Raw genomic sequence first — 24,546 nt, 5'->3', positions numbered from 1 at the left:
CAGGCCCCTCTCGCCGCAGGTCCGTGGTCGTCAGGAGCGCTCGCTCGCCTCCGTCCCGGCCACCCTGTCTACCAGCCACGAGACCTGTTCGGCGATCTCCTGCGCGGAGCCGAGCGGCATCATCACGTGACTGACCACGAGCCGCACCACGGACTCGACGACGATCTTCCGCTGCTGCTCGGTCAGTGCGAGGTCCGGCCAGTTCCGGGTCACGAAGCCGAGCAGGACATCGGTCGCAGCGGACAGGATCGGTTCGGACCGCGTCGTCAGGAAGGGCAGCATTTCCCCTGCGCCCCCACGGGTCGCGGTAAGCACGGCCTTCAGCAGCGGATTCTCCGCCGCTTCGGACAGGGTGAACTCCACAGCCGACTCGATCGCCTTGGCCAGGTCGTCCGGGTGCATCTCCAGCCGTTCGGACACCCCTGCGAGGAACACCTCGGCCTCCCGGAAGACGAGCGCCTCGCCGAGGCCGGTCTTGTTGCCGAACTCGTTGTACACCGTCTGCCGGCTCACCCCGACCTGCCCGGCGATACCGGCCATGCGCAGCCGGCTCCAGCCCCCCGTGATCACGACCTCACGCGCGGCGTCGAGGAGGTTCTCGCGGAGTAACGATCGGACGGACTGCTGGAAGGCGCCTCTGTTTACCACGGATCAACTCTAGAACCGGCCCGTCCGTGACACAAAGTGCCCCGTATACACACTCCGTGCTACCGCGCGGCTCGTGCCCCACCGGTCAGAGCTTGCCCGGCGAGGCGGCGATCCGGTGTTGTTCGGTCTCCAGGCACCGGCAGAACAGCTCCTTGCCGAACTCGGACAGTTCGACGCCCTTGTGCACGGTCTTGAGCCGCACCAGCCGCCCGCCGGGCCTGCGGATCTGCTTCATCTCCGGCTGCGCGTAGAGCAGGTCGTAGTTCGGCTGGCCACGCAACCGGTACGGCCGTACGTGTATCAGCCCCAGCCGTACCAGGTTGTCCAGGTACACCGGGACCCGCTCGGGGCGGATGCACCCGGCTTCCCTGCCCAGCAGCGAGAAATGGTGCAACATCTCGCGCTGCTTGCGCGACATCGGGTTGTGCGCGAGCACGTCCACCAGCGCCTGCGGCCCTGCGGCGGCCAGGTAACGGATGATGCGTGCCTCGTCCGGGCTGAGCTCGCGCAGGATCACCGCAAGCGCCGGATGCTCGTCCGGGTCGTCCAACGCCGTCGACCGGTACAGCAGCTCCTGGCCACGTTGCCGGAGCTCGCTCCGCGCGCCCTGCGGCGCGCGCCCGTTCGCGGGGGTCGCAGGCATCTCGATGACCGCCGAACGCGCCTGCCCAGGCAGCGGGGTGGCCGGCGCGGGCATGGGACCGCCGAACCGCTCGTCGGTGCCGTACCCGTCGGAGTCGAGACCGAACGCCTTGCGCACTCCCCGCACCCATCCGTGCAGCACGACGCCTGCCAGCTCCGCGGGCGGCCGGCCCTCCCACGCGCCCTCGACGACGTCCCTGCTGACCGACACCGCGTGCGTGGCCACATCGGTGCCGAGCCTGCCCGCGACCGACAGCGCCGTCCCCGTCAGCCGCACCGAGATGTCCAGCACGTCACCGAGACCCGGACCGGTTGTGCTCCGGCCCTGCCCCGTGTCATGCCCGGTCTCATGCCCGGTCTCATGCCCAGCCATCACGTACCACCCGGATCATTGCCATAGTCTCCTCCTGGCACCACCCTTCACAACGTGGTGGACAACTGCAAGAGCCCTGCGAGGAAACCGAGCGCCGCGCCGACCACGATCAGCTGCCACTCGTCCTCGCGGAACGCCGAGCGCAGCATGTCGGCGAACTCCTCGGGCGGCAGCTCCCGCATCCGACCGGCAAGCAGCGCGTGCAGCTTCTCGGCCCGGCCCTTGACGAACTCCTCGTCGGTGAGCGACTCGATGGTGTGACCGACGGTCCCTGCCGCGATGTTGCGTTGGATGGCGTCGTAGTGGCTGCCTGTCGCCGCGCGCACCATGGGGCGAGCGACACCGACCGTGCGGTCCACGATCGGCCGTAAGGTGTCCGCGATGAGCCGGTAGGTGCGGTCACCGTCCGGGCCGTGGAACATCTCCGCCGCGATGTTGCTCATCGTCACGACCTCGTGGGCGATGATCCCGGAGTACACGTCCGAGACCTCGGCCTGGCGCCGGAGGAACAGCCCCTGCACGGTGAACGGGCCGATCTTGACTGGGTTCACCGGGGTGAAGATCACCTTCAGCGCGAGCCAGTTGGTCAGGTACCCGACCACAGCCGCGCCGAGCGGCACCGTCCACCACTGCGGGGCGAACTGCCACATCAGCATGGGGATGACGCCGAGCACGAAACCGAACACGGCCCCTGAGCGGATGATGAAACGGAACTCCTTGGCTCCGACCTCGAGGAAGATCCGGTTCATCAGGCGGGGGTTGGCTTCCATATGCCGGATGACCATCAGCTTGAGGTCGACGAGCCGGTCGATGTGCTCGCCCATCTCGTCGGTGACCCGGCGGACCGCGTCGGGAAGTTCGGCCTCGATCCTGCTGTGCACGGCCTGTTTGAGCACGAGCGGGAGCTGGGCCCACAGGTCCGGGTACTCGCGAGCGATGATGTCGTCGATCATCGAATGGATCTCGCTGCGAGAGGTCTTCACGATCTGTGCTGCCAGCTCCTCCGGGTCCAGCTCCCGGTAGAACTCCGACATCGTGCCCAGCTTCGCCAACCCCGTGTCGACAGCGATACTGCCCATCTTCGCCGCCTTCGAGGGAATGATTCCCTGCCAACCGAACACCGGGAAGCCGAGGATCCTGAACGGCATCTTCCAGCCTGCGAAGTCGATCGGCTTGAACATCATCTTGATGGCCAGCCAGTTCGTGGCGTAGCCGATCAGTCCGGCGAACACCGGGATGAGCAGCGTCCCGGTGTCGACGTCCATGCCGAACACCGTCATCCAGGCCTAACCCCTCCGCGACTCCGAGTAATGTGACGAATGTCTACCACCCCAGCGTTAACGCGATCAACTACCGCCCTGGCACCACCGGGACTCGGCCGGTCGGCGGAGGCGCACCGGACCGGTTCGCTACCGTACCCGCATGACCGACTACCCTATGAATCCAGCATCGGTCCGGCTCGGCCGCAGGCGCGTGCTCGGCATGACAGCCGCGGCAACGGCAGGCATGGTCGCCTCCGCCGGTCCGGCCGCGGCGGGCTCCCTTCCGGAAACCTCGGCGGATCCGGAAACCGCATGGCGAACATTGCTCGCGGGCAACGCCCGGTTCGCCGAGGCACGCCAGCGGCACCCGCACCAGGACGCCGAACGCCGCGAGGAGCTCGTCGACGGCCAGGACCCGTTCGCCTGCGTGCTGGCCTGCGCGGACTCGCGAGTACCTCCCGAAGTCGTCTTCGACCGCGGGCTCGGCGACCTGTTCACCATCCGGACGGCCGGTGAGGTACTCGACGAGTCCGTCGTCGGCAGCATCGAGTACGCGGTGGAGTACCTCGGAGTGCGGCTGGTCGTGGTGCTCGGACACACCGGGTGCGGGGCCGTCTCGGCAGCGGTCGACCTGGTGCGCGACGGCGCCACCTACACCGGCTCGGTGAGCACGATCGCCCGCGCCATCGAGGCAACTGTGTTTGCCACTGCGCCGCAAGCCGACCAGGAGAAGCCAACCACCGCGCCGCAGGCCGAGCGCGAGCGGTTCATCGACGCGTGCGTCGAGAACCAGGCCCGCCGCGTGACCGCGCAGCTGACCGAACGCTCGGCGATCATCCGGGAGGCCGCGTCAGGCCAGGGCGTCGAACTGGTGCCTGCCGTCTACGACCTGCACGACTCCACGGTGTCACGCCGCTGACGCAGTACAGTCGATCTCCCGGGCCGCGGTTCATCCCCGCTGTTGCTGTGTCCGCTGCTGGCCCCGCTGGGCGCGCAGCCCCTCGGCAAGCACCTCCGCGAGGTGCGCCGAGGGCATCCCGGCCAGCTGGTCGAGCTGGGTCCGGCAGCTGAACCCGTCGGCGACGATCGCTGCGGAGGAGGGCGCGGCCCGGACCGCCGGCAGCACGCCGTGCTCGGCGACCAGCCGCGACGTCTCGTAGTGCCCGCGCTCGAACCCGAAGTTCCCGGCAAGCCCGCAGCACCCGGCGTCGAGCTGCGCTGCCTCGACGCCAGCCGCGCGCAGCAGCCCCTCATCGGCGCTCGCCCCCATGATCGCGTGCTGGTGGCAGTGCACCTGCACCCTGGCCGACCCGCCCACGTCGGGCGGGGTCCAGTCGCCGGCGTGCTCACGCAGGAACTCGGCGAGGGTGTGGGTGGCTCCGGCAACCGCGCGCACATCCGGGGCGTCGCCGAGCAGCTCGGTGGCATCGGAGCGGAACAGCGCCGCGCAGCTCGGTTCGAGCACCACCATGGGCACGCCTGCCTCGACGTGCGGCGCCGCCGTATCGATCGAGCGGCGCAGCTTCCTGCGCGCGGTGTCGAGCTGACCGGTGCTCATCCACGTCAACCCGCAGCACCGCGCGCGCCTCGGCACGAGCACCTCGAACCCCGCGGCTTCCAGCACCTCCACCGCAGCGGCCCCGACCTGGGGGGAGAAGTAGTTCGTGAAGGTATCCGCCCACAGCAGCACCGTCCGCCCTGTGTCGTTCGCACGCGCGGCGCCGCCGGTCTCCGGGCGGCGCGCGAACCAGTCCAGGAACGTTTGCTCGGCGAAGCGGGGCAGCTCACGCTCCGGCGCGATCCCGCCGGCCCGCTTGAGCGCTCCGCGAAACGGTGCGGAGGAGATCGCGTTGACCAGGCGCGGCATCCGGGAGGCCAGCCGGGCGAGCGAGGGCAGCCGGCCCATCGAGTAGTGCGCGGCCGGGCGCAGCTTGCCCCGGTAACGCTGGTACAGGTACTCGGTCTTGTAGGTGGCCATGTCGACACCGACCGGGCAGTCGCTCTTACATCCCTTGCAGGACAGGCACAGGTCGAGGGCCTCGCCCACCTCCTCGGACTGCCAGCCGTCCGTCACCAGCTCGCCCAGGATCATCTCCTGCAGCACACGGGCCCGCCCCCTGGTGCTGTCCTTCTCGTCCCTCGTCGCGCGGTAGCTCGGGCACATCACCCCGCCCGAGGTGTTCAGGCACTTGCCCACGCCGATACAGCGGTGCACGGCCGTGCCGATGCTCCCGCCGTCCTCGTGCAGCTCCAGCGATGTCGGCAGCGACCGCCAGGTGTTCTCCGGCCCCATGCGCAGCCCGGCGGACTCCTTGTCGGGGTCGGTGATGATGCCGGGGTTCATCCGGTTGTCCGGGTCCCAGATCGCCTTGAACTCGGCGAATGCGGTGAGCATCTCCGCGGAGTACATCGCGGGCAGCTGCGCCGAACGTGCCCTGCCGTCGCCGTGCTCGCCGGACGGCGCCCCGCCGTGCCGGACGACGAGCCGGGCGGCCGCGCTCATGAACTCCTCGAAACGCCGCACACCCCGCTCGCTGGAGAGGTCGAAGTCGAGCCGCACGTGCAGGCAGCCCTCGCCGAAGTGCCCGTAGACCACACCGAACAGCCCGTGCTCGTCCAGCAGGTGATGGAAGTCCCGCAGGTAGGCACCCAGGTTCCTGGGTGGTACGGCGGCGTCCTCCCAACCGGGCCACGACATGGTTCCGTCCGGCGAGCGCGTCGCCAGCCCCGAACCGTCCTCCCTGATCTTGAACACGGCCCGGCGCTTGGCGGGGTCGGCCACCGTGGTGACTCCCCGCACGCCGGCCATCCCGGCCAGCTCCCCCGCCAGCTCCTCGGCGCGTTCGGCCGAGCCGTCGACGTCGATCAGCAACCAGGCTGTGCCCTCGGGCAACACGCCCTGCGGGATGGACTCCGGTCGCCGGACCCGCAGCACGTCGAGGATCCGATCGTCCATTCCCTCACAGGTCAGCGGCCGGTGGTCGAGGACGCGCGGCACCGCGTCCGCGGCCGCGACCGAGTCGTCGAAGCCGGCGACCACCAGGCGTTCCTCCCGCGGAACCCGCACCAGGCGCACCGTGGCCGACAGCACGATCGCGCAGGTGCCCTCGGACCCCACAAGGGCTCGTGCGAGGTCGGCGCCGTTCTCCGGCAGGAGGTGATGCAGGCCGTAGCCGGACACCTGGCGGGAGAACCGGCCCAGCTCGGTGCGCAGCGCCGCGCGGTGCCGGTCGACCAGCTCGCGCAGCCCGGCGTGGATGGCCTCGGCCCGGCCGCCCGGCGCGTCGCCGCCCTCCGCTGCGGGCTCGTGGCCTGCACCGACCGACAGCCGGGTGCCGTCGTAGCACAGCACCTCGAGCGCGACCACGTTGTCCGAGGTCCGGCCCCAGGCCACCGAGTGGGAGCCGCAGGAGTCGTTGCCGATCATCCCGCCGACCGTGCACCGCCCGTGTGTCGACGGGTCGGGACCGAAGCGCAGCCCGTGCTCGGCCACCGCGCTGTTGAGCACGTCCGGGATGACGCCCGGCTCCACGGTCGCGGTCCGTGCCTCGGGGTCGACGGACACGATCCGGGTGAGGTAGCGGGACAGGTCGACGACCACTCCCTCGCCGACCGCGTTCCCCGCGATCGAGGTGCCCGAGCCCCTGCTCGTGACGGGCACGTCGTGACGGGCGCAGACCGCGACGGCCGCTGCCACGTCGTCCCGGTCCACCGGGTACACGACACCGAGCGGGGTGCGCCGGTAGTTGGACGCGTCCGAGCTGTACTCGGCGCGCCGCCTGCTGGAGAAGTCCACATCACCGCGTACGTGCGCTTCCAGGTCCGCATGCAGGTCCATCGGTGTCCTCACGGATAGCTCAACCCATTCACCCCGGCCAGGATCCCAGACATCCCCGTCACCTGCTCCACGGCGGCCGCGACTCACCCGCGGTTCGCGGCCCGTCACACGGTGCCGCGCACCCCGGTCACGAGCACTTCGAGGACCACCCTCAACGGGTCGACCGTCGGCGTCCGGTACCGCTCGGCGTACTCCCGCTCGGCCTCGGCCACCGCGTACCGGTCGTCCCGCAACAGGGCGCGTCCTTCCAGTGTGGACCACCGGCGACCGTCCATCTGGCACAGGGCAACCGGAATCCCCCGCTCGCCGCCGTCGGCGACCAGCCGTGCCTTGTCCGATGTGCGTGCGCAGATCACCCTCGCGACCCCGCGCTCGACATCCAGCGTCACCCCGACCGGTACGACATGTGGGGGGCCACCCGTGCGCGGGGTGCTCAACGTGCAGTAGTGCGGCTCGGACCAGAACCCGGCGAACGCTGCGCCGCGCGACGTCAGATCCGGCAGCGAGATGTCCACACATCCCACCGTAGTCGCCGCCGCCAGCCGGGAACGCCGTCCCGTGGAGCGGGGCCGCGGGACGCACCGAGCCGGTCCCGCCACGTCCTCGAGCACGACAAGGACGTGGCCCGAAGCGTAGTCGATTCGGTAACACACGGGATCGAGCGCGGCCGTAGCGTATACCGTTGCCGGACCACGCACCCGAACCGAGAGGTGGAGATGCTGCGATCCAGCTTGCTGCTCGCCAGTCGCTCGGCAACCATCCGGCGATTCGTCGAGCACAACCCGCTCACCCAGCGTGTCGTCGGCCGGTTCGTCGCCGGAACCGGCGTCGACGACGCGCTGAACACCGCTGCCGAGCTGGTCCACTCAGGGCTACGGGTGTCCCTGGGCCACCTCGGCGAGGACATCACCGAGGTGGCCCAGGTCAGCACGACCGTGCAAGCCTACGAGAGCGTACTCGAGGCACTGGCCGAGGCAGGGCTGGCTGCTGCCGTCGAGGTGTCGGTGAAGCTGTCCGCACTCGGGCAGTCCCTGCGCAGTGACGGCGAGCGAGTCGCGACCGACGCCGCCTACCGCATCTGCCGGGCCGCCGGGACCGCGGGTACCACCGTCACCCTCGACATGGAGGATCACACGACGGTGGATTCCACGCTGGGTATCCTGCGCACACTGCGCGCCGACTTCCCCTGGGTGGGAGCCGTACTGCAGTCCTACCTGCGCCGCACCGAGACGGACTGCGCCGAGCTCGCGGCCGAAGGAACCCGGGTCCGGCTGTGCAAGGGTGCCTACCAGGAGCCCGAGTCCGTTGCTTTCCGGAGCAAGAACGCGGTCGACCACTCCTACGTGCGGTGCCTGCGCACGCTGATGGCCAGCAGCGCCTACCCGATGATCGCCACACACGACCCGCGCATGATCGCCATCGCGGGCACGCTCGCCGCCGAACACGGCCGCGGCCCGGATGAGTACGAGTTCCAGATGCTCCACGGGGTGCGCCCTGACGAGCATCTGCGCCTGGCGCGAGCCGGCCACACCGTGCGGGTGTACGTACCGTACGGCGACGACTGGTACCCGTACTTCATGCGCAGGCTGGCCGAACGCCCCGCCAACGTCGGCTTCTTCCTACGCTCGGTGACCACCCGGCGGTGATGGTCCTCACCGGCGTCAGGATCACGGCTGGGTCGTCATCACGACCGTGCCGTCACGGCGACCGGGTGGTCATCGCAGCCGGGTCCTCAGGACTCCTGCTGCGAGATGGTGAAGTTGAGCTGCCCTTCCTCGTCCTTCTGCACGTCGAGGACCTTGTCCTCGAGAAGCTGAGCCGCCTGCTGCTCAAGGAAGACCTTCGCACCGCTCTCGCTGCTGACCACCTGGTCGCCTTCCTCCGGAGTCGTCGCCACCGACAGCGACAGCTGCGCGCCACCGTCGGAGGCCTGGTCCACGGCCATCCGGAGACCGGCGTCGGTCTGCTCCTCGTTCTCCTCGGTCAGCGCGTTGATCGCCTCGGCGGCGACATCCGTCATCGCAAGCATGGGATTTCCCTTCGAGTTGCCTGTTCTGGCGTAAAGTCCCCACGGTACGTGTCGACGTACCGCGAAGCACGCGGGGTGTATCCCACGACGGACTCGCTCGTTGACGGAATGACAACTGCACGGGGATACTGGCCACTACCCTGCACTGCTGCGATCTTGTCACGATCGCCGTGCGTCTGAGCGGGACAGCGTACACCGGCCACTAGGATGCTCCTACCAGGACCAAGTGGCCGTGGCAGCACTGCCCGTGCGTACACGACAACCGACCGGAGGCCGGATATGACCAACGCTGACGAGATCACCTGCCCGCATCCCGCAGGTGGAACCGTGAGCACGTTGTGTGAGGCGTTCCAGCGTACCGCGTCGATGCGACCGGACGCTGTGGCGCTACGGGTTCCTGGTGGACAGATCGAGATCACGTGGCGGGAGTACGCGGATCGGGTGCGCGCGATCGCGACCGGCCTGTCCGCGCTCGGCGTCAAGCGCGGCGACACCGTCGGCATCATGCTGACCAACCGTCCCGAGTTCAATCTCGTCGACACGGCCGCCCTGCATCTGGGAGCTACGCCGTTCTCCATCTACAACACCAGCACCCCCGAGCAGATCAACTACCTGTTCTCCAACGCCGAGAACGCGGTCGTGATCACCGAACAGCAGTTCCTTCAACCGATCACCAATGCCGAGACCGGCATCGAGCACATCGTCACCGTGGACGGCGGGTCGGACTCCTCCATCAGCCTCTCCGACCTCGAGTCGCGCAGCAGTGAGGGCTTCGACTTCGAGGCGGCCTGGCGAGCCGTGCGGCCGGACGACATCGCGACGCTGATCTACACGTCCGGCACCACCGGACCGCCCAAGGGCGTGGAGATCCCGCACAGCAGCATCGTCGCCGAGGTCAACGCCCTCATCCCGATCCTCGAGGTCGGACCGGACGACAGCACAGCCTCCTACCTACCGTCCGCGCACATCGCAGACCGGGTCGCGTGCCACTACGCGGGCATCATGCGCGGCATGCAGATCACCAGCGTGGCCGACCCGAAGGCGATCGCAGGGGCCCTTCCCGACGCCCGCCCGACGATCTGGTTCGCGGTGCCCCGCGTGTGGCAGAAGATCAAGGCGGGTATCGAGGCGAAGCTCGCCGAGGAGCCCAGCCCGGTCAAGAAGAAGCTGGCGAACTGGGCGATCGAGACCGGCATCAAGGCCGCCAGGGAGCGTCTGGCAGGAAGGCAGCCCGCAGGCCTGCTCGGCGCACAGAGCGCGCTTGCCGACAAGCTCGTACTGGCCAAGCTCAGGGACACACTCGGTCTCGACCGCATACGCTGGGCTGCTTCCGGCGCGTCGGCGATCCCGCCTGAGGTTCTGGAGTACTTCCACGGGCTCGGCATCCCCGTCTACGAGGTCTGGGGCATGTCGGAGTCCACAGGTGCCACCACGAGCAACGCGGCGGGCGCGACCAAGATCGGCACGGTCGGCAAGGCCGTTTCCAGGGCCGAGGTCAAGCTCGCAGACGACGGCGAGCTCCTCGTCCGCGGTCCCGTACTGATGCGCGGCTACCGCAAGCAGCCGGAGAAGACGGCCGAGACGATCGACTCCGACGGCTGGCTGCACACCGGCGACATCGCCGAGATCGACTCCGAGGGCTTCGTCAAGATCATCGACCGCAAGAAGGAACTGATCATCAACGAGGCCGGCAAGAACATGTCGCCGACCAACATCGAGAACGCGATGAAGGCGGCGTCCTCGCTGATCGGCCAGGCGGTCGCCATCGGGGACAACCGGCCCTACGTCACCGCGCTGATCGTGCTCGACCCCGATGCGGCTGCCGCTCGCGCGAGCTCGCTCGGCATGTCGGACACCTCGGTCGCCGCTGTGGCCAAGCGCCCCGAGGTGCGCGAGGAGATCACCAGGGCGGCCAAGGAGGGCAACGAGCGCCTGTCGCGTGTGGAGCAGATCAAGCGGTTCCGGATCGTGGCCGCCGAGTGGGAGCCGGGTGGCGTGGAGCTCACCCCCACGCTGAAGCTCAAGCGCAAGCCCATCGCGGACAAGTACAAGGCCGAGATCGAGGAACTCTACGCCGACTCACCCGGCGAGGACGTCATCAACCTGGCCTGAGCGCACAGGGAAGGCTGAATGACGCTTTCAGTCCAGATGACGGACTGAGAGCGTCATTCAGCGCACAAGGGCTAGGTGAGGTCGACCTTGTCGACCTTCCACTCGCCGTCGACCTTGGTGAACGTCAGCACCATCCGGTTGCGGTCGATCTTCGGCTGCGGGCTGTTGACGTTGGTGGTGGTCTGGTCGACGAACGCGAGCACCACTGCCTCGTCCGCACTGAACTCGGCGAGGCCGACATGCGTCACCTCACCCTCCGAGTCGGCCTTGTTCTCCTCGAGCAGCTCGGTGAACGACTCGTACGCGTCGCCGTAGACCTCCTCGTACCGCTCGGTCAGGCGAGCCGAGATGTTCTCGAAGTTCTCGTCGAGCTCGTTGAAGTGGTACGTGGTGAACTCCGCAGCGAAGGTCTCGGCTTCGTCGAGCAGCTGGGCGCGCTCGGCGTCCGTGCGGTTCTGCGAGTACCACAGCAGGCCGAATGTCGCCGCCGCGGCCAGCGAGCACGCCACGGTCACCGCGGCCAGCACGACCGGCAGGCGTCCCCTCAGCCGTCCGGCGCGTTCATCCGGGTCATGCTGCAGGCCAGGTCGTTCCTCCTCGCCCGAGCCATCGGTGGCGCCTTCCTGGGCGTCTTCCGGGGCGCCTTCATCTCCCGCGGCCGGTCCCGCACGCGGGTGCGGCGAGGGCTGGCGCCGCTCGTCGTCGCTGTCTCCTCCGCTCACTGCCTACTCCACTCCTTGCAGGTAGACGGCATACCAGGACTCGTCGCCGAGGACATCGTCCTGCCCACCGTTGGACCCCATCCGGACCGGGTCCGAGCCGGGAACCCGGGTCCGTCCTGTGTTGGGGTCCGATGTGGTCACGACGGTGCGCTGCTGCGCGTCCGGGCCGGGCGCGTTCGCCGCACCCCGGACCGTCGGCCCGTCGGGTGGGCAGTGATAGCCGAGGTTCGGCTCCTTCTCGGAGGTATCCGTCGGCGTACGCCGTTCCTCGGGGAAGTAACACGTACCGCCCTGCGTGGTGACGAACTCGAAGTTCGCCCGGTCCCCGTCGGCGATGCCGGCCAGCTGGCTGAACGCGTCCGGGATGACGACCAGCCCGTGCTGCAGTGCCGGTATGCGTTGCGAGACGATCTGGGCGGGCGTGATCAGGTTGCTCAGCAGCACCGACACGGACGGTTCGAGCTCCCGTAGCAGCGGCACCACCTCGTCGGTCACCTCGGGGACCGACCGTGCCAGCTCGATGCCGTGCGGGGTCTGGTTGCGCACCTGCTCGGTCGCCTCGGCCAGCGTGCGGGTGAGCTCGGGTAACCGGTCGGCGGTCCCCTCGCTGGACTCGAGGAACCGCAGGGTGTTGTCGATCAGGTTCGAGGCCGTGGGCTCCAGCTCGGTGAACCGGTCGACCAGCTCGATCGAGTTGTCCCCCAGCCGCTCCAGCTCCTCCGCCGTTCCCGACAGGCCCGCTGCCAGCTCGTCGGCGATGACCGCGACGTCCGCTGTGTCGATGTTGTCGGTCAGCCGCATCAGGTTGACCAGCACGGTCTCCAGCGGCACCGGCCTGCTGGTGTCCTCGGGACCCAGCTCGTCGCCGTCGGACAGGTAGGGCGGGTCGTGGCTCGACGGGCGCAGGTCGATGTGCTTGAGCGCCACGGGCGTGTCCTGCGCGACGACCACCTCGGTGTCGGCAGGCACGTCGGCATTCGAGCGGATCGCCAGCTCGACCTCGACACCGTCGCCCCTGGCCACACGCACGTCGGAGACCGTGCCGACCGTGACCCCACGGTAGGTCACCGGGACACGCGGGGTGATGCCACCGCCGTCGGCCATCCGCACGGTCACCTTGTCCTTGGCCATGACCGCGTCCGTTCCGACGGCGTTGACAGCGATGTAGACACCGCATGCCAACGCGATCGCCAGGAACAGGGCGATCTGACCGGCCGGTAGACGCTGCCGGAGGCCTCGCGATTCCGCCATGGTCTACTCACCTTCCTCCAGCAGCCGGTCGAGCGTGGTTTCCATGCCCCCTGTGGCGCCGCCGCCTCCCAGCGGCACCACGTCGGGAATACCTTCCAGCACACCACCGACCGAGTCGGGCACGTGGAAAGCCGCGTCGAGGTTCAGGTAGTCGCCGGGAGCCGCGGCGTTGAACAGCGGCTCGAACTCCAGGAACTTGGTCAGCAACGTCTCCACGTCACGGTCGATCTTGGTGAACTCCGCGAGCACCGGCTCCAGCTTGCGGAGCTCGCTGACCAGGTGCTCCTCCGTCGCGTCGATCGCGTCCTGCACGTCGCCTGCCAGCGTGTCGACCTCGCCGAGCAGCGTGTCGAAGTTGTCCTGCTCGGCGACGAGCACGTCGACGGCGGGACGGATCTCGGTCAGTGCCTCGTCGAGCAGGTCGGTGTTGTCCTCGACGGTCGCGCCGAGCGTGTTGACGGCCTCGAGGGTGCGGTTGATCTCGTCGGACCGCTCGTCCAGCGAGGCGAGCACCTCCTCTGTCCTGTCGAGCAGGTCGCGTACCGTGCCTTCCCTGCCCTCCAGCATGGTGTTCGTCTCCGTGATGATGGTGCGGGCCTGCTCGATGCCGCTGTTGTTGAGCATGTTCGCCAGCAGCGCCATGCTGTCCTCGACCTCGGGACCGTGCCGTGTCTGCTCGAGCGGGATCGTGTCCCCGTCACCGAGCAGCGCGCCGTCGTGCTCGTCCGGCACATCCAGCGCGATGTAGGGGTCACCGAGCGCGGTGCTCATCTCGATCCCGGCCTCGGTCTCCTCGGGAAGCTCCACATCCGAGCGGATGCGCAGGGTCACCCTGGCGGTGAACTCCTCCGCACGCATGGCGATGACCCTGCCGACGGTGGCCGGCCCGATACGCACCCGGCCGCCCCGTGACATGCCTGCCACATCCGCGAACTCCGCGGTCACCTCGTACGACGGGCCGTCCACACCGGTACCGAGCGGGGAGTTCTGCAGGCTGATGCCACAGCCGGGCAGCGCAAACAGCACGCCGAGCAGGATGAGCACGCGCAGCACGGTCGACATCACTCACCCTCCGTCCAGCCGCGGGCCAGCTCGGGTGGCAGCGGGATCGGGTTGACGATCCCTGGGCCGTCGCACAACGGCAGGGGCAGCTCCGCGCACAGCGGGCGTATCCGGTCGAACTGCGAGAGGTTGGTGGTGATGTCCAACCGGATGCGCAGCTTCTGATCGTCGGTGACCGCGCGCGTGATGTTGTCGGCTGCCAGGGGCAGCGTGTCCATCACCTCGGTGAGCTCGGCCTGCTGCTCACCGAGGTGCACCGACACGTCGGCCAGCCGCTCGACACTGTCGGCGATCGAGTCGCCGTGTTCGCCGGTCAGCTGGGCCACCTCACGCAGCACCGAGGTCAGCGACGTCAGCGCCTGCTCGACCTCGCGCTCCTGCCGCGCGAACTCGCCTGCCACGTCGTTGACCGACCGGGTAAGCGAGTCCACTGTCGACTGGTTCTCCACGAGGATCTCCATCAGGGCGTCGACGGACTCGAGGAGCGCTTCGGCGTCGGGAGTACCGTCCAGCGCGATCTGAGATGCCTGGCTGATGTTCAGAATGGCCTCGCGTAGTTTCTCCCCTCGCCCGTCGAGCAGCCCCGCAGCGCTGTCGATCATCCTGCCGAGCGAGCCGTCCTCGCCCGCCCCGTCGGGGCCGAGTGCCACCAGCAGGTCGTTGACCGACTCGACGAGGGTGTCCCAGGCGATCGGCGAGCGCGTACGCTCGGTGGGGATCACGGCGCCGTCCGCCATCTTCTCCCCTCCGGTGTAGGCCGGAGTGAGCTCGATGTACTGGTCGGGTACCACGGTCGGGGAGGCGACCCACGCCTCGGCGCCGGCGGGGATGTCGGTGTCGGCGGGCAGCGACATGGTCAGGCGCACCTTGTCGCCCCGGGGTTCGATCCCGTCGACCCGGCCGACCGGTACGCCGAGCACGGCCACGTCGCTGCCCACGAACAGGCCGTCGGCCTGCGCGAAGTCCGCGTGCACTGTCAGCGAGGGTTCGGGGCGCGCCGCGAGGAACAACCCCGCAGCCAGGAGCACGGCCACCACGACCAGTGACAGCGCGCGTGCGGGTTTCGCCGTCATGCGCACCCCTCCAGCAGGCCGGCGAGGCAGAGGATGTTGTCCGGCAGCGGGCCCGCCGGGCCGGCCACATCACCCCAGGGGCCCTGGCCGAAGGTGTTCGCGATGTATCGCGTGGTGGGGGCGAACTGGCGCAGCATCTCGTCGAACTCGTCCTGGGTCTCGCTCAGCGTCCTCGTGATGGTGTCCATGCGCTCGAGCACGTTGTCGATCTCCGGCCTGTTGGTGTCGACGAAGTTCTCCAGGTCCCTGCTCAGGGCACTGATGTCCTGGATGAGTCTGCTGATCGTCTCCTTGCGCTGCGCGAGCACGTCGGCGACGAGGTCGGCGTCGCCGAGCAACGTGACCAGCGTGTCGGACTGTTCGAGGATGCTGTCGGTGACCTCCCGCGTCCCGGACAGCAGGGCCTGGAACTGGTCACTGTGCCTGGTGAACATCTCCGCGGTAGCCGACACACCGTCCAGTGCCTCGCCGAGCAGCTCACCGTCCGGCGTGTCCTGCTCCAGCGACGCCATCAGCTCGCGCAGCGTCCCGAGGTCGAGCTCCTCCGCGCTGTGCTTCGCGGAACGGGAGAGCTCATCCAATGTGTACAGCACGGAGGTACGGCTCAGCGGGATGGTGTCGGACGGATCGAGCGTCCCCTCTCCCTTCGAGGCGATGTCCAGGTAGCGCTGGCCGAGCACCGTCTTGATCTTCACGCTGGCCGTGCTGTCCTCCCCGACCCGCTTGCCGTCGTCCATCCTGAAGTGCACGACCGCCCGGTCACCCGCGATCTCGATGTCGCTCACCCGGCCTGCGCGCACGCCTGCCACGTAGACCGGATCATCCGGGGCCAGGCCCGTCGCGTTCTCGAGCTCGGCGGAGTAGTCACTGGTGCGCGAATAGAAGATCGCTTGGGGCAGCAGCAGGGAGGAGGCCACGATCGCCACCAGCAGCACGGAACCCACAGCCGCGAGCACCCGCGGGTCACGCTCCCGAAACGGCACCCTCATGTCCGGCACACCTCCGAGTGGGGGCCGACGCCGGGGTCGACCTCGCCCACGAGCGGCAACTCGGTCTCGATCGTCATGAAGCAGACGTAGACGTTGAGCCACGCGCCGTACTCCAGCGTCCGGTTGACCGTCGGCAGCATCTCCGTCCCGGCATCCAGCGTCGCGGCGAAGTTCTCGTTCTGCTCCACGAACGTCTCGGTGATGGAGTCCAGCGAGGCGATGTTGCTCTCCAGCGGCTCCCGCATCTCGGTCATGAGACCGGAGACCGAGCGCGCCAGCTCGCCGGCGCCGTCGATCGCCGCGCCGATCTCCTCGGCGCTGTCTGCCATCCCAGCCGCGAGCTCGGCCAGGCTGTTCACCAGCCGCTCGAACTCCGGCTCGTGCTCGAGCGCGAAGTCGGTCGCCGAGCGCAGGTTCGCCAGCACCTCGCCGATCACCTCGTCCTGGTCGACGAGGTTCTCGGTGACCGAGACGAGGTGCGACAGCAAGCTGTCGAGCGTGCCGCCCTGCCCGTCGAACACCGCGACGAGCTTGCCTGCCAGCTCGTTCACCTCGGCAGGCTGCAAGCTCTCGAACACCGGGGCGAACCCGTTGAACAGCTCGGTCAGGTCCACGGCCGGGCTCGTGCGCTCCAGCGGGATGGTGGTCCCCGGCTCCATCTCCGCCGAGCTGCCGCCCCCCGGCTGCACGGCCAGGTAGCGCGCGCCGAGCAGGTCGGCGAAGCGCAGGTCGGCCTCCGCGTCGGCGGGGACGTGCTGGTCGTCGGTGACTTCGAAGGTCACGGTGGCGTGCTTTCCTGTCAGCTCGATGCGGTCGACCTTGCCCACCCGCACGCCTGCGATGCGGACGTCGCTGCCCTTGGTGAGCCCGACCACGTCGGTGAACTCGGCCTGGTACGTGGTCGTCGCCTGGCCGAGCGGGCGGTGCAGGGTGTTGGTGACCAGCGCCGTGCACAGCAGCGTGATCACCAGGAACGCGCCCAGTTTCAGCCAGGTGCCGAGGAGGTTGCCGTGTGTCATGGCACGACCACCTGCGACCCACGCACCAGCGGCCCGAGCAGCACACCGACGGCACCCTCCGCTTCGGAGTCCCGTGCTGCCTGCATGTCCTGTGGTACCGCCTCAAGCAGCTCGTTCAGGGTTTCCTTCTCGGCGTCACTGCCGACCGGACCGCTCGTGCCGCCGTAGCGTTCCCGCTGGGCGTCCTGCTGGGCGTCCTGCTCGCCCGCACGCTCGTCCTGCTCGGCTCCGGAACAGTTGGGCCCGTCCTGGCCCGGGTAGCGCGGGCAGTCCTCCGCGGTGTACGGGTACGGCTCCTCGGTGGTGAGGTTCGCGCGGATCCGGAACCACGGACCTTCCTGGAACGTCGGCGGCGCCGCCTCGAGCAGCTCACGCACGCTGCGCACGGTGCGCGGCAGGGCGCCCGGGTCCGCGGCCAGCTCGTCGGTGACCGGGTCGGCGGTGCGCACGAGCTCGACGAACCGGTCGACGTTGTCGCTGCGCGCCAGCCGGGAGCCCTCACCGGCGAGCGTGCTGCCGCTGGTCAGCAGCTGGTGGATCGTCCGGCGTTCCTCGACGATCGTCCGCGAGATGTGCACCGCGTTGCGCAGCGCGCGGATACCGTCCGGGGTGGCCTCGACGGCTTGCTCGGACAGCGTGGTCACCGCCTCCATCCCGTCGTCGATCAACGCGATCAGGTCGTCCGTGTCGTCGGTCATCTCGTGCAGCTGGTCGAGCATCGTCCCGAACCGTTCACCACGCCCGTCGAGGAAGCTGGACAGGGCACCGAGGGCCGTGCTGATCTTCGCGGGCTCGATCTCCTCGAGCAGGGTGGTGAGCCGCTGGAACGCGTCGTAGAGCTGCACGGTCTCCGCGGACTCATCGGGGCGTAGCTCGTCGCCGTCGGAGATCGGTTCGCCGGCCTCGTCCGCGGGGACCAGCTCGACGAAGAGGTCACCGAACAGCGTGCGGGGCAGCACGCGTACCCGCGCACCGGTGGAGACCGACTCCGCGTGCCGCTCGTTGATGCGCATCGTCAGCACGGAGGTCGTCTCGGTGGTCTCCACCTTGGTCACGGTCCCGACCAGCACCCCCTTGTACTCGACGGGTGCGCGCGAGGGCACCCCGATGGTGTCGGCCGCGACCTCGGCCGTGACCTCGGGATGGCCGCTCAACGCACCGGTGCCGTAGACCGTGGTGGTCACCGTGACCACCAGGAACGCCACGAGCCCGACGGCTCCCCAGGCCGCCAGCCGGAACCTGCTCATCTCACTGCGCCGCCGCGCCGGCCTGATCATGTCTCACCCGCCAGGCCGGGAAGTTCCATGTACACACCCCAGAACGCGAAGGTCAGCAGGATGTCCGCGATCATGATCAGCACGATGCTGGTGCGCAGCGCCCTGCCCGCGGCCCTGCCGACGCCTTCCGGTCCGCCGGTGGCGTAGTAGCCGAAGTAGCAGTGCACGAGCGTCACCACCACCGCGAGCGCCACGGCTTTGGCCAGTGACAGGAACACGTCCTGCGTGGGCAGCATGAGCTCGAACCAGTAGTCGTAGATACCTGCCGACTGGTTGTTCAGGTTCACCACGACCACGCGCGTGGATACGTACGCCGCGAAGAGCCCGACGAGGTACAGCGGGACGACGGTGATGATCGCCGCGATGATCCTGGTCGTGACGAGGAACGGAAGCGAGTTGACCGACATCGTCTCCAGCGCGTCGATCTCCTCGGAGATCCGCATCGCGCCGAGCTGCGCGGTGAAACCGGTACCGACCTTGGCAGCCAGCGCGATCCCCGCGACGACCGGCGCCAGCTCCCTGGTGTTGACCAGCCCGGACACCGCTCCCGACAGCGGGGACAGGCCGACCAGGTCCAGGCCGCGGAACCCTTCGAGCCCGACCTGCGCGCCGCTGACGAACGACATCGCGAACACCACGCCGATGGTGCCGCCTGCGGCCAGCAAGGTCGCGCTGCCGAAGCTGATGTCCGCGACGTGCCGCACGATGTGCCGCCAGTACTGCTTCAGCGCGAACGGGATGTAGGCCAGCGCCTTGATGTAGAACGCAAGGTGGTTACCCACCTCCGTGAGCGCGTTGACCAGCCGGTTCGCCGGTACGCGCGCCGCGCGCTGCGCGCGGCCGACCTCACGGAGGACCATCTACAACCCCCCGCCTTCCGGTGTGATCAGCGCGTAGACCTCACCGATGCCGACGTTGGCGAAGAACACGAGGATGAACGCCAGCACGACGGCCTCGTTCACCGCGGTACCGACCCCGCCGGGGCCGCCCTTGGCCGTCAGCCCTTTCGCGCAGCACACGATCGCCGTGGACACCGCGAACGCGATCGCCTTGACCTGAGCGGCGATGAAGTCCGGCAGGCCCGCGAAGTCGGTCATCGTGTCCAGGAACGCTCCAGGGGACACGTCCATGACGGCGACCTGGAACGCGAAGCTCGCCCCGATGCCGAGCGCCATCACCAGGCTGGTGAGCAGCATCGTCACGATCACGGCTGCCACCAGACGCGGCACGACCAGCCTCTCCAGCACCGAGACCCCCATGACCTCCATCGCGTCGGTCTCGTCGCGGATCTTGCGTGCGCCGAGGTCGGCGGTCATCGCCGAGCCACCCGCCCCGGCGATCATCAGCGCAGCGACCAGTGGTGCGATCTGGCCGACGATCACCAGGCCGACGACCGCTCCGCTGTAGATCTCCGCGCCGACCTGCGCTGCGAGCGAGGCCACCACCACGCCGACGACGACGCCGAGCGGGAGCATGACCAGCACCGCGGGTATCGAGCAGACGGCGGCCAGGAACTGCAGCTGGACGAGCGTCTCGCGCCAGGCGAACCGCCTGCGCGCGATGGAGGTCCATACCGCGACCACGGTGTCGGCCGCGAAACCGAAGAGCAGCCCCAGCTCGAGGACACTCGGGGAGATGTCACGCTGCCGGGCCGCCTTCCTCCGCGCCAGGATCGCGCGCGCGCTCCACCGCTCGGCGGCAACGGCCATCTGATCCCTCCGGTCGATCGGTCCAGTGACATCCCCGCACAGGCCATGCACCACGCACACCACACCGGATGCATGCTACTGCCTTCATAACGAATGTTGTGTGAAGCAAGTTACGGATGTCGCTCCGGAAACACAACCCCATTGTTGGCGCTATGTCAATTACCGCTCGGAGGTGGCCTCCGGCGTAGCCCGTTCGGCGGGCTGATCGGCAGGCCGGGACCGCGCAAGGCCGTCCAGGTAGTCGCTCAGCAGGTCCTCGGTGCGCCGACGCACCTGCTCGAGCTCCTGCGGGAAGCCGCCTGCCATCAACCCCAGCCCCGCGACGAGCACCAGCGCCCGCTCCGTCTCGCGTTCCACGTCGACATCGGGGTCGAGCTCCCCAAGCGACACCGCGTCCCGGAAGATCTTCACCAGCCAGCTGCGCAGCCCGGTTGCCCCGCCCTCGGTCACCCAGGAGTCCAGCATGCGGTGCGCGGGCACGTGCCCCCAGAACGCGATCAGCACCGTCCAGATGTGCAGGCTCTCCTCGTCCATCGGCACGAGCGCCTCGACGGTGGCCCCCAGTGCATCCAAGCCGCGCCTGCCCGCGACCCTGCCGCTGATGCGGTCCACGGCGAGGTGGTTGTTGTACTGCAGCACCGCGGCCATCACATCGGCCTTGTCGGCGAAGTAGTGCGTCACGGCTCCGGTCGTCACGTCGGCTTCCGCCGCGATCCCGCGCATCGTCGCGGCGTGCACGCCCTGCTCCGAGACGACGCGCCGCGCCGCGATCACGATGCGCCGCTTGACGTCGGAGTCGCGAGCTGTTTTCACCATCATGTGATGGTAACGACATCCGGCCACCCGAGATGCGCGAAACGCGCATCTCGGGTGGCGGCGACGCCACGTGATCACGCCACGGAGTGCACCTCCTGGGTCAGGCCCAGGCGTCCAGGCGCTGCGCCACGTTGTCGACCGTCCACGGCCCGTCCGTCTCGGTGTTCTCCGCGACCGTCCAGCCCTGCAGCTTCTGGATCGAGCCTCCCTGGACCGCGAACACCTGGCCGGTGTGCTGGCACTTCTCGGTGGCAAGGTAGGCCACCAGCGGCGAGATGTTGGCAGGCGAGAACGCGTCGAACTCGTCCTCGCCGACCTCCTGGGCGAACAGCGCTCCCATTCCCGGCGTGGCCAGGGTCAGCCGGGTACGCGCGATGGGGGCGATCGCGTTGACCCGAACCCCGTACCGCTCCAGCTCCTCGGCGGCCACCAGCGTCAGCGCGGCGATGCCCGCCTTGGCGGCGCCGTAGTTCGCCTGCCCGGCGTTCGGCAGCGTGACACCGGAGGCCGATGCCGTGTTGATCACCGCGGCTCGCGGGTGGCGGCCCGCCTTGCTCTCGGCCCTCCAGTGTGCGGCCGCGTGGTGCAGCACGGCAGCGTGCCCCTTGAGGTGGACGTCGATGACCGCGTCCCACTGGGACTCGTCGATACCGGCGATGAAGGCGTCGCGCAGGATTCCTGCGTTGTTGACAACGACATCGAGCCTGCCGAACTCGCGCACGGCCGTCTCGACGAGCGCCCGCGCGCCGTCCCAGTCGGCGACGTTGTCCGTGTTGGGCACCGCGCGCCCTCCCGCAGAGGTGATCTCATCGACCACCTCCCGGGCCGGGCCCGAGTCGGCGCCCGCACCGTCGTTGCCCCCGCCGAGGTCGTTGACGACGACAGCGGCACCCTCCGCGGCGAACAGCAGCGCATGCTCGCGCCCGATGCCCCTGCCTGCCCCGGTGATCACCGCAACCCGTCCGTCCAAAGTACCCATAACGCTCCTCGTCCCTCGGGTGTGTCGTCCGTCAGTTCACGATCTCGGCGAGCCCGTCGGTGATCACGGCGTCCGCGCCGACGGCGGTCTCGTAGGCGTAGCTGGTCACACCGCCGGAGGAGCCCGCCTGCCAGATCCGGGTGTGGATGTCCTGCCCCGGCAGCACCGGCTTGGAGAAGCGCACGGCGAGCCTGCGCAACCTGCGCACGTCCGAACCGGCGAGCTCGGACAACACCGCCCATGACGTGAACGCCATCGTGCACAGGCCGTGCGCGATGATGCCGGGCAAGCCCGCGTCCTTGGCCACGTCCTCGTCGAGGTGGATCGGCATCGGATCGCCCGCGGCCGGCCCGTACCGGAACGTCTGGTCCTCGTCGACGTGCGCGGAGACCGCCGCCACCGGGTCGCGTTGCCGCAGCTCCTCGTCGAACTTGTGGTCGGGGGCGAGCTCACCCACCGCCTCGCCACAGTCGAAGCCGCGCACGAAGAAGGTCACGTACTGCTCGTTGACCAGGGAACCGTGCGCATCGCGGCTTTCCAGGTACACGGCGGCCCTGCTGCCCTTCGGCAGGCCCTGGTAGCCGAGCATCGTCGCCCGGGAAGTCAGCACGTCACCCGGTTCGATCGGGCGGTGGAACCGGAAGTCCTGCTCGCCGTGCACGATCCGGCCCATCAACGACGTCGGCACCACCTCGAGCGCAGGCTCCATCAGGGACTGGAACACCGGCACGATCGCGAAGACCGGAGCGGCGATGTCGCCTGCGCGGTGCGCCTCGATCGGGTCGTTGGTCGCCTCGGCGTACTCGACCAGCCGCTCGCGGGTGACCTCGAACCTGGACTCCTCGGTCCAGGTACCGAGCCCGCTGGAGTCGAAGGCCAGCTCCTCACTCATCGACACCTCTTCTCCCGTCTTCTCCCGCCGCTCACGCGAGCAGCGCTCGTCTCGCCCACGCCGCTCACGCGAGCAGCTCGGCGAAGCGTTGCATGGACTCGTCCAGGTTCTTCTTGCCGTCCTTCTCGACGGCCTTGCCGAGCGCGCCCACGATCATCTGCCCTTCGAACTCCGCGTCGATCGTCGCGCGCGAGCCGCTGTCTGCCGGTTCGACCAGCAGGTCGAAGGTGACCTTCACACCGGCCATACCGGTGCCGGAGATCGACAGCTTGCGCGGCTCGTCGAACTCGTCGACCGTCCAGGTGATGGTGTTGGGCATGCCCAGCATGGTCACCACCTCGGACACCTGGCTTCCCGTGGTGAACTCGGCGGGAACCTCGCCCTTCCACTTGGTGTGGATGGTCAGCCACTTCTCGAAGTTGTTGGGGTTGGAGAACTCCTGCCACACCTTCTCCGGCGCTGCCGGAAGCTCCACCGAGGCACTGATCCGACCCATGATGTTCCTCCTGCTTACCTGTCGTGTCCGGCCGGCTGTTCCGGCCGGATCCGGGGCCGCGCGAACGCGTACACGGCCCGCTGCCGCCCGCGGTGCGTGCCGCTCACCCGCCGCGGTTCGCGCGCTGGTAGGCGGTGACCACGGCTGCCCCGCCGAGCCCGATGTTGTGCTGCAACGCCGCGTCGACCCCGTCGGCCTGGCGCGCGCCGGCCCGTCCGCGCAGTTGCCAGGTCAGCTCAGCGCACTGCGCCAGCCCGGTCGCGCCGAGCGGGTGCCCCTTGGAGATCAGCCCACCCGAGGGGTTGACCACCCACGTGCCGCCGTAGGTCGTCGCACCCTCCTCGACCAGCCGCGGGGACTCGCCCTCCGCGCAGAGCCCCAGCGCCTCGTACAGCAGCAGCTCGTTGGCCGAGAAGCAGTCGTGCAGCTCGATGACCCGGAAGTCCCGTGGCCCCAGGCCGGACTGCTCGTAGACCTGCCGTGCGGCCTGCACGTTCATGTCGTGGCCGATGATGTTCTTCGCGCTGCCGTCGAACGTGGACTCGAAGTCGGTGGTCATGGCCTGCCCTGTGATCTCGACAGCCTGTTCGGCCAGCCCGTTGGCCGCCACGAAGTCCTCACCGGCGAGCACGGCCGCTCCGGAGCCGTCCGAGGTCGGCGAGCACTGCAGCTTGGTGAGCGGGTCGTAGATCATCGGCGCGTCCAGGATCTCCTCCAGCGAGTAGACGTCCTGGAACTGCGCGTACGGGTTGTTCTGCGAATGCCGGTGGTTCTTCTCCCCGATCCGGGCGAAATGCTCAGGGGTCGACCCGTGCTTGGCCATGTGCTCGCGTCCGGCCGCACCGAACATCCACGGCGCAGGCGGCATCCCGACCTCCGAGATCTCGGCGAGTGCCTGGATGTGCCGCATCATCGGCTGCTCACGGTCCTCGTAGGTCGCCCCGAGCGAGCCAGGCTGCATCTTCTCGAACCCCAGCGCCAGCGCACAGTCCACCGTCCCGCTGCGCACGGCCTGCGCGGCCAGGAACAGCGCGGTCGACCCCGTCGAGCAGTTGTTGTTCACATTGACCACCGGTATCCCGGTCATGCCGAGCTCGTACACCGCTCGCTGGCCGGAGGTCGACTCGCCGTAGACATAGCCGACATAGGCCTGCCGGACCGCCTCGTAGGAGACCCCGGCGTCGGCGAGCGCGTTGGTACCCGCTTCCCGCGCCATGTCCGGGTAGTCCCAGTCTTCCCGGCGACCGGGCTTCTCGAACTTCGTCATCCCCACTCCGATGACGTACACCCTGTTCACCACAGCCAACGCACTCCTCTCTGACGCGTCTACGGCAAGAAACATACATACTTGATTGCT

At 68.8% G+C, this 24,546-nt stretch carries 23 protein-coding genes; 3 read left to right on the top strand and 20 right to left on the bottom strand.

Annotated elements, in window-relative coordinates; genetic code table 11:
• Positions 1 to 30: 30 nt before the first annotated feature.
• The 3 genes from CHB84_RS07985 to CHB84_RS07975 form a co-directional block, all read right to left on the bottom strand.
• On the bottom strand, positions 31 to 648 hold the full coding sequence (locus tag CHB84_RS07985) for a TetR/AcrR family transcriptional regulator (protein WP_089300891.1): 618 nt from the start codon (positions 646 to 648) through the stop codon (positions 31 to 33).
• Positions 649 to 733: 85 nt separating this feature from the next.
• Positions 734 to 1,663, bottom strand: coding sequence for an Abi-alpha family protein (locus CHB84_RS07980; protein WP_089300890.1), 930 nt, complete (start codon positions 1,661 to 1,663; stop codon positions 734 to 736).
• 47 nt (positions 1,664 to 1,710) lie between these two features.
• Positions 1,711 to 2,943 (bottom strand): DUF445 domain-containing protein, encoded by a 1,233-nt coding sequence (locus CHB84_RS07975; protein ID WP_089300889.1) that lies wholly within the window; start codon positions 2,941 to 2,943, stop codon positions 1,711 to 1,713.
• Positions 2,944 to 3,085: 142 nt separating this feature from the next.
• Here CHB84_RS07975 and CHB84_RS07970 point away from each other — a divergent pair, with 142 nt between their 5' ends.
• On the top strand, positions 3,086 to 3,844 hold the full coding sequence (locus tag CHB84_RS07970; RefSeq protein WP_176439841.1) for a carbonic anhydrase: 759 nt from the start codon (positions 3,086 to 3,088) through the stop codon (positions 3,842 to 3,844).
• Positions 3,845 to 3,874: 30 nt separating this feature from the next.
• Here the strand turns inward: CHB84_RS07970 and CHB84_RS07965 are convergent, their stop codons facing one another.
• Both CHB84_RS07965 and CHB84_RS07960 read right to left on the bottom strand, forming a co-directional pair.
• Positions 3,875 to 6,763, bottom strand: coding sequence for an FAD-binding and (Fe-S)-binding domain-containing protein (locus CHB84_RS07965; RefSeq protein WP_089300888.1), 2,889 nt, complete (start codon positions 6,761 to 6,763; stop codon positions 3,875 to 3,877).
• Positions 6,764 to 6,867: 104 nt separating this feature from the next.
• Complete coding sequence (locus CHB84_RS07960) at positions 6,868 to 7,278, bottom strand: pyridoxamine 5'-phosphate oxidase family protein (RefSeq protein ID WP_089300887.1); 411 nt, start codon at positions 7,276 to 7,278, stop codon at positions 6,868 to 6,870.
• Between the two features lie 201 nt (positions 7,279 to 7,479).
• Between CHB84_RS07960 and CHB84_RS07955 the strand changes: the two genes are divergently transcribed.
• Positions 7,480 to 8,409: a proline dehydrogenase family protein gene (locus CHB84_RS07955; RefSeq protein WP_089301051.1), complete on the top strand. Its 930-nt coding sequence runs from the start codon at positions 7,480 to 7,482 to the stop codon at positions 8,407 to 8,409.
• Between the two features lie 86 nt (positions 8,410 to 8,495).
• Here CHB84_RS07955 and CHB84_RS07950 read toward each other — a convergent pair whose 3' ends face one another.
• Positions 8,496 to 8,792 carry an iron-sulfur cluster biosynthesis family protein gene (locus CHB84_RS07950; protein ID WP_089300886.1) on the bottom strand — a complete coding sequence of 99 codons (297 nt, stop codon included), beginning with the start codon at positions 8,790 to 8,792 and terminating at the stop codon, positions 8,496 to 8,498.
• A 279-nt stretch (positions 8,793 to 9,071) separates the two neighbouring features.
• Here CHB84_RS07950 and CHB84_RS07945 point away from each other — a divergent pair, with 279 nt between their 5' ends.
• Positions 9,072 to 10,904: an AMP-binding protein gene (locus CHB84_RS07945; RefSeq protein ID WP_089300885.1), complete on the top strand. Its 1,833-nt coding sequence runs from the start codon at positions 9,072 to 9,074 to the stop codon at positions 10,902 to 10,904.
• Positions 10,905 to 10,975: 71 nt separating this feature from the next.
• Here the strand turns inward: CHB84_RS07945 and CHB84_RS07940 are convergent, their stop codons facing one another.
• The 14 genes from CHB84_RS07940 to CHB84_RS07875 form a co-directional block, all read right to left on the bottom strand.
• Positions 10,976 to 11,626, bottom strand: coding sequence for a hypothetical protein (locus CHB84_RS07940; protein WP_089300884.1), 651 nt, complete (start codon positions 11,624 to 11,626; stop codon positions 10,976 to 10,978).
• 3 nt (positions 11,627 to 11,629) lie between these two features.
• Positions 11,630 to 12,877: an MlaD family protein gene (locus CHB84_RS07935; RefSeq protein WP_089300883.1), complete on the bottom strand. Its 1,248-nt coding sequence runs from the start codon at positions 12,875 to 12,877 to the stop codon at positions 11,630 to 11,632.
• 3 nt (positions 12,878 to 12,880) lie between these two features.
• Entirely contained in the window at positions 12,881 to 13,939 is a 1,059-nt protein-coding gene (locus CHB84_RS07930) for an MCE family protein (RefSeq protein ID WP_089300882.1), read from the bottom strand.
• Positions 13,939 to 15,012 (bottom strand): MCE family protein, encoded by a 1,074-nt coding sequence (locus CHB84_RS07925; RefSeq protein WP_089300881.1) that lies wholly within the window; start codon positions 15,010 to 15,012, stop codon positions 13,939 to 13,941. The genes CHB84_RS07930 and CHB84_RS07925 overlap by 1 nt, the downstream gene beginning before the upstream one ends.
• Positions 15,009 to 16,001, bottom strand: a complete 993-nt coding sequence (locus tag CHB84_RS07920; protein ID WP_089300880.1) for an MCE family protein — start codon at positions 15,999 to 16,001, stop codon at positions 15,009 to 15,011. Before CHB84_RS07920 ends, CHB84_RS07925 begins: the two co-directional genes overlap by 4 nt.
• Positions 15,998 to 17,020 carry an MCE family protein gene (locus CHB84_RS07915; RefSeq protein ID WP_089300879.1) on the bottom strand — a complete coding sequence of 341 codons (1,023 nt, stop codon included), beginning with the start codon at positions 17,018 to 17,020 and terminating at the stop codon, positions 15,998 to 16,000. The genes CHB84_RS07920 and CHB84_RS07915 overlap by 4 nt, the downstream gene beginning before the upstream one ends.
• Positions 17,017 to 18,297, bottom strand: a complete 1,281-nt coding sequence (locus tag CHB84_RS07910) for an MCE family protein (protein WP_089300878.1) — start codon at positions 18,295 to 18,297, stop codon at positions 17,017 to 17,019. Before CHB84_RS07910 ends, CHB84_RS07915 begins: the two co-directional genes overlap by 4 nt.
• The gene (locus tag CHB84_RS07905) at positions 18,294 to 19,157 is read right to left on the bottom strand and encodes an MlaE family ABC transporter permease (protein ID WP_089300877.1); all 864 of its coding nucleotides are present in this window, start codon (positions 19,155 to 19,157) and stop codon (positions 18,294 to 18,296) included. The genes CHB84_RS07910 and CHB84_RS07905 overlap by 4 nt, the downstream gene beginning before the upstream one ends.
• Positions 19,158 to 20,006, bottom strand: coding sequence for an MlaE family ABC transporter permease (locus tag CHB84_RS07900; protein WP_089300876.1), 849 nt, complete (start codon positions 20,004 to 20,006; stop codon positions 19,158 to 19,160). It abuts the gene before it with no gap.
• 159 nt (positions 20,007 to 20,165) lie between these two features.
• Entirely contained in the window at positions 20,166 to 20,822 is a 657-nt protein-coding gene (locus tag CHB84_RS07895; RefSeq protein ID WP_176439840.1) for a TetR/AcrR family transcriptional regulator, read from the bottom strand.
• A 100-nt stretch (positions 20,823 to 20,922) separates the two neighbouring features.
• Positions 20,923 to 21,801: an SDR family oxidoreductase gene (locus CHB84_RS07890; protein ID WP_089300874.1), complete on the bottom strand. Its 879-nt coding sequence runs from the start codon at positions 21,799 to 21,801 to the stop codon at positions 20,923 to 20,925.
• Between the two features lie 31 nt (positions 21,802 to 21,832).
• Positions 21,833 to 22,693: a MaoC/PaaZ C-terminal domain-containing protein gene (locus CHB84_RS07885; protein WP_089300873.1), complete on the bottom strand. Its 861-nt coding sequence runs from the start codon at positions 22,691 to 22,693 to the stop codon at positions 21,833 to 21,835.
• A 64-nt stretch (positions 22,694 to 22,757) separates the two neighbouring features.
• Complete coding sequence (locus CHB84_RS07880) at positions 22,758 to 23,189, bottom strand: type II toxin-antitoxin system Rv0910 family toxin (protein WP_089300872.1); 432 nt, start codon at positions 23,187 to 23,189, stop codon at positions 22,758 to 22,760.
• A gap of 103 nt (positions 23,190 to 23,292) precedes the next feature.
• The gene (locus CHB84_RS07875; protein WP_089300871.1) at positions 23,293 to 24,489 is read right to left on the bottom strand and encodes a lipid-transfer protein; all 1,197 of its coding nucleotides are present in this window, start codon (positions 24,487 to 24,489) and stop codon (positions 23,293 to 23,295) included.
• Positions 24,490 to 24,546 lie beyond the last annotated feature (57 nt).

Origin of the sequence: Haloechinothrix alba, assembly GCF_900188115.1 — a bacterium.
Classification (GTDB): Bacteria; Actinomycetota; Actinomycetes; order Mycobacteriales; family Pseudonocardiaceae; genus Haloechinothrix; species Haloechinothrix alba.
The sequence above is the reverse complement of the archived record's forward strand: the minus strand, read 5'-3'. Positions and strand labels throughout refer to the sequence as shown.